This is a genomic window from Butyrivibrio sp., assembly GCF_017940685.1.
Classification (GTDB): Bacteria; Bacillota; Clostridia; order Lachnospirales; family Lachnospiraceae; genus Butyrivibrio.
In genome coordinates this window covers 1-3,762 of the sequence record NZ_JAGAYD010000066.1, presented here as the reverse complement: position 1 = coordinate 3,762, position 3,762 = coordinate 1, and the positions used below count along the sequence as shown (strand labels likewise).

Here is a 3,762-nt window from a genome sequence, read left to right as displayed (position 1 = left end):
TAAGTCAGATGTGGAGCTGCACCTTGAGCACGGCGCCCGCCTTATTTCCAGCCTTGATGAAAAGGATATTATCGATTATTTCAGGGAATGTGGCGATGACAATGAAGTGGACGGCTGGGAAGGGGGATGCTTTCTCTTTGCCCTTCATGAGAAAAACATTGCCATAACCGGAACGGGAGTGATCGATGGTCAGGGCAGGAAAGTCTTTTTTGACGACGACCCTGAACATGCTGATGAAGGAAGCCCTCTGGCGGTCACAGGCTTTAGACCCAGGATGAGCTATCTGGAAGATGTTGAGAACCTGACAGTATCTGATGTGACTTTTTATGACTCAGCTTTTTGGACTCTGCACATGGCAGGCTGCAGGAAGGTTCGCATCGACAACATCGCCATTGAGAATAACAAGCGGGGACCCAATACCGACGGTATTGATCCTGATTGCTGCCAGGATGTGATCATAAGAGGCTGCAGGATTGTCAGCGGCGACGACAGCGTGGTGATCAAGTCCACAACTCCGATGTACAAAAGATATGGAGATTGCAGGGACATCATTGTAAGTGACTGCATCCTGTCATCAAACTGTTCCGGCATCAAGATCGGAACTGAGACCTACGGCGATATCCACGATGTAGTGGTAACAGGCTGCATCCTTCGGGACTGCATAAGAGGCGTGGGGATCTGGTCAAGAGACGGAGGGGAGATCTACAACATCAGGTTTTCAAACATCCAAGGCAACACCAGGAATTTCCTTGATTCCAGAGTCAGAACTACAGGAGTCTGGAACTGGTGGGGAGAAGGAGAGCCCATTGCTATCACCGCCACCAAAAGAGAGGGAACTGACAAGACCCCGGGAAAAGTCCACGACATAACCATGGAGCAGATCTACATCACCTGCGAAGGTCCTGTCATAATGCTGGGTGAAGAGTATTCTCCCATTGAGAGAATATCTGTTACTGAGTCTGTTTTTATATTCAGGAACCAGAGCGGGAAAAGTGAAATCGTGGTGGATGAACGTCCTTCCGAAAGAGGAAGGTATCCTGAAAAGACGGGCACTGTTCACTCCAGATGTACAAAAAATGTAACGATCGATGCAAGGTTTTTGATCGATGAAGAAATGAAAGAGATGTTTTCATGACAAAAGAACCGTCCCCGTGTCATGTCAGGATTCCCTGACTTTTCCTTTGTGCTTTAGTTTTTTGTCCTGGTACATTTTTTGGTCAGCTTCAGTAATGAGCTTTTCGAGATTGAGCTTGTAGTCGATGGGTGCATAGGCGCTTCCGACGCTGGCGGTTATCTCATACTCTTTTTCCCGGACATCATTTCTTGTAAGAAGGACATTGTCCATGCGGCTGCGGAATATGTCTGGAGATAAGTCCACAGGCTGATCAGTTATCAGGGCACAGGCATATTCATCTCCGCCGTATCTGGCGCAGATGCCGTTTCTGTTGACAATATGCTGGAGCGCTCCTGCGACACAGCACAGTGCAAAGTCGCCCTGGGCGTGGCCATAGAAGTCATTGATATGTTTAAGCCCGTCCATGTCTATGGAAAAGACGGTGAGATATCTGTCTCTGTTAAAAGGCATATCAATAAGACGGTTAAGCTCATTGACAAAGCCTCTTCTGTTAAGGATTCCTGTAAGGTAATCAAGTATGGACAGCTTCTCCATTTCCCTGTGCATTCTTGCAAGGGTCCTGTTTGCCACTACGTTGTTAATGGCAGATGAAAGAGTCATTCCCAGTTCTTCAAATCGTCTTATATCCCTGTTGGTGGTGTGTTCTGACCCCTCTACAATGTAACCAAATATGTGGTTACCTGAGTGAAGGAGCTTGACGATCATCAGGCTGATCCTATTGTTTTCTATGATCTTGTCAAAGTCAGGAAGAAATTCTTTGGCGTCAAAGGATTTTCCTATTTCTGAACCTACTTCATCTCTGAAACTGAAAAATGTTGTGTATTCCTCTTTTCCGATTTCCGGAATTTCTGGACGAAGAAGCTCAGAGTATACGCAGACGAATTGGAAATCTCGCTCCCAGAGCCATAGACTCTTTTTAATAACTTCAGAGAGTTCTTTCATGGACTCAAGGTGAGCAGTCTGGGAAAAGAGTGCGTTGATGTTGGTAACTGCCCAGTTGACGTCCTCGTAACTGTCAAAAAGGTTTGTCACATCCTCGGCAGAAAGCGTGTCAGTGGAGATGCGACATCCACAGGAATCACGGAGCTTTAAGACAAAGCCTATCTCAGTACGGATATCGCAGTCTGATCTGCCTTCGTTGTTTTTGATGAGCTGGATGAGCTGTTTTGCCTCGTCATGGTAATCTGGCTCAACGGTGGTAATGGAAGGCTCTTTGAAAAGACATTTTTTTATCCCGTCAAAACCGGTCACAATTATATCTTCAGGAACTTTGTAGCCGTGTTTTATAAGCTCATCACACACTGCAATAGCCATGTTGTCATTGGCGCAGATGATGGCCTCAGGGATATCTCCTGATTCAAGGAAACGCCTTGTAACGTCCCTTGCGGGCCTGTCCCAGAATTCGCCATAGCCAAGTCTGTTTTCATCAAATGGGATCCCCTTTTCCTCAAGGACCTGCTTGTAGGCTTTTATACGGGATTCTGAAAAGAAGTCGCCTCTAAAACCTGCGATCATGTTGACCTTGCGGCATCCATGTACATCTATCACATGCCTTACAATGTCTGAGAAGCCCTTATTGTATCTCATGGAAATATTTATGCATCCTTTGGTCTCTTTTTCCATGGCGATGATGGGAATATTCTTTTTCTTGCCAAGTGCTTTGATGGCCTCGATCAGGTACTCACTTTTGATAAATTCCAGCTGCATGATGATAGCTGTAAGGTCAAGGTGTGATACTATTTCGATGAGTTTCATCTCGCAATTGTTTTTATCCTGATTCCACAGGGTCATCTCAGAAAAACCAAAAGCGAGCATAATATAGCCGTTTTCACGGCATTCTCTTTCCATTTCGCGGATGAAATTACTGTTTTTTTCTTCGTCTATCATTCCGCCCATAAAGGCGATAAGTTTTTTCTGGCTGGTCATACTGTCACCTCATGGTAATATTATAAAAGTGACAGTATTTAACTGCAAATTAAAATATGGTAAACGGAATTTAAATTATTAGCACTCTATTGACGAGAGTGCTAATTTGTGTTATACATAAACTAGAACAGCAAAATACCCTTGTCGCAGGCGGCTGGAACTTACCTTCCTGCGGGAGAGGAGGAGTTATGAATATACAGAAGTTTACACAAAAATCTATCGAAGCCGTTCAGAGCTGCGAGAAGATCGCAGTGGAATATGGCAATCAGGAGATCGAGCAGGAGCACCTTTTGTACGCTCTCATGACAATAGATGACAGCCTTATTGCCAAGCTTGTAGAGCGAATGGGCGTTGATACCAGGTCTTTTGTTGGCAGGATCGAAGAGGGCATCAGTAAGCGCACCAAGGTTTCAGGAGGACAACCCTATATCGGAGCAGACCTCAATAAAGCGCTGTTGTCTGCTGAGGATGAGGCCAAGGCCCTTGGGGATTCCTACGTCTCTGTTGAGCACCTGTTTATGGCAGTTATCAAAAAGCCTAACAGAGAGGTTAAGAACATCCTTCAGGAGTTTGGTATCGACAGGAACAGATTTCTTCAGGTTCTGTCTGAGGTCCGTGGCAACAGGAATGTGACAACAGATAACCCTGAGGCCACCTACGATACCCTCAACAAGTACGGAACTGAGCTGGTTGAAAAGGCC

General features: G+C 45.6%; 3 protein-coding genes. 2 read left to right on the top strand and 1 reads right to left on the bottom strand.

The features are described 5' to 3' along the window. On the top strand, positions 1 to 1,135 hold a 1,135-nt coding region (locus J6I68_RS04885), incomplete at its 5' end, for a glycoside hydrolase family 28 protein (RefSeq protein ID WP_292218004.1). Between the two features lie 24 nt (positions 1,136 to 1,159). On the opposite strand, the gene J6I68_RS04880 is transcribed toward J6I68_RS04885, so the two are convergent. Then, entirely contained in the window at positions 1,160 to 3,061 is a 1,902-nt protein-coding gene (locus J6I68_RS04880) for a GGDEF domain-containing protein (RefSeq protein ID WP_292218002.1), read from the bottom strand. Between the two features lie 188 nt (positions 3,062 to 3,249). On the opposite strand from J6I68_RS04880, the gene J6I68_RS04875 reads away from it, so the two are divergent. Then, a partial coding sequence (locus J6I68_RS04875) for a Clp protease N-terminal domain-containing protein (protein WP_292218000.1) occupies positions 3,250 to 3,762 on the top strand: 513 nt, incomplete at its 3' end.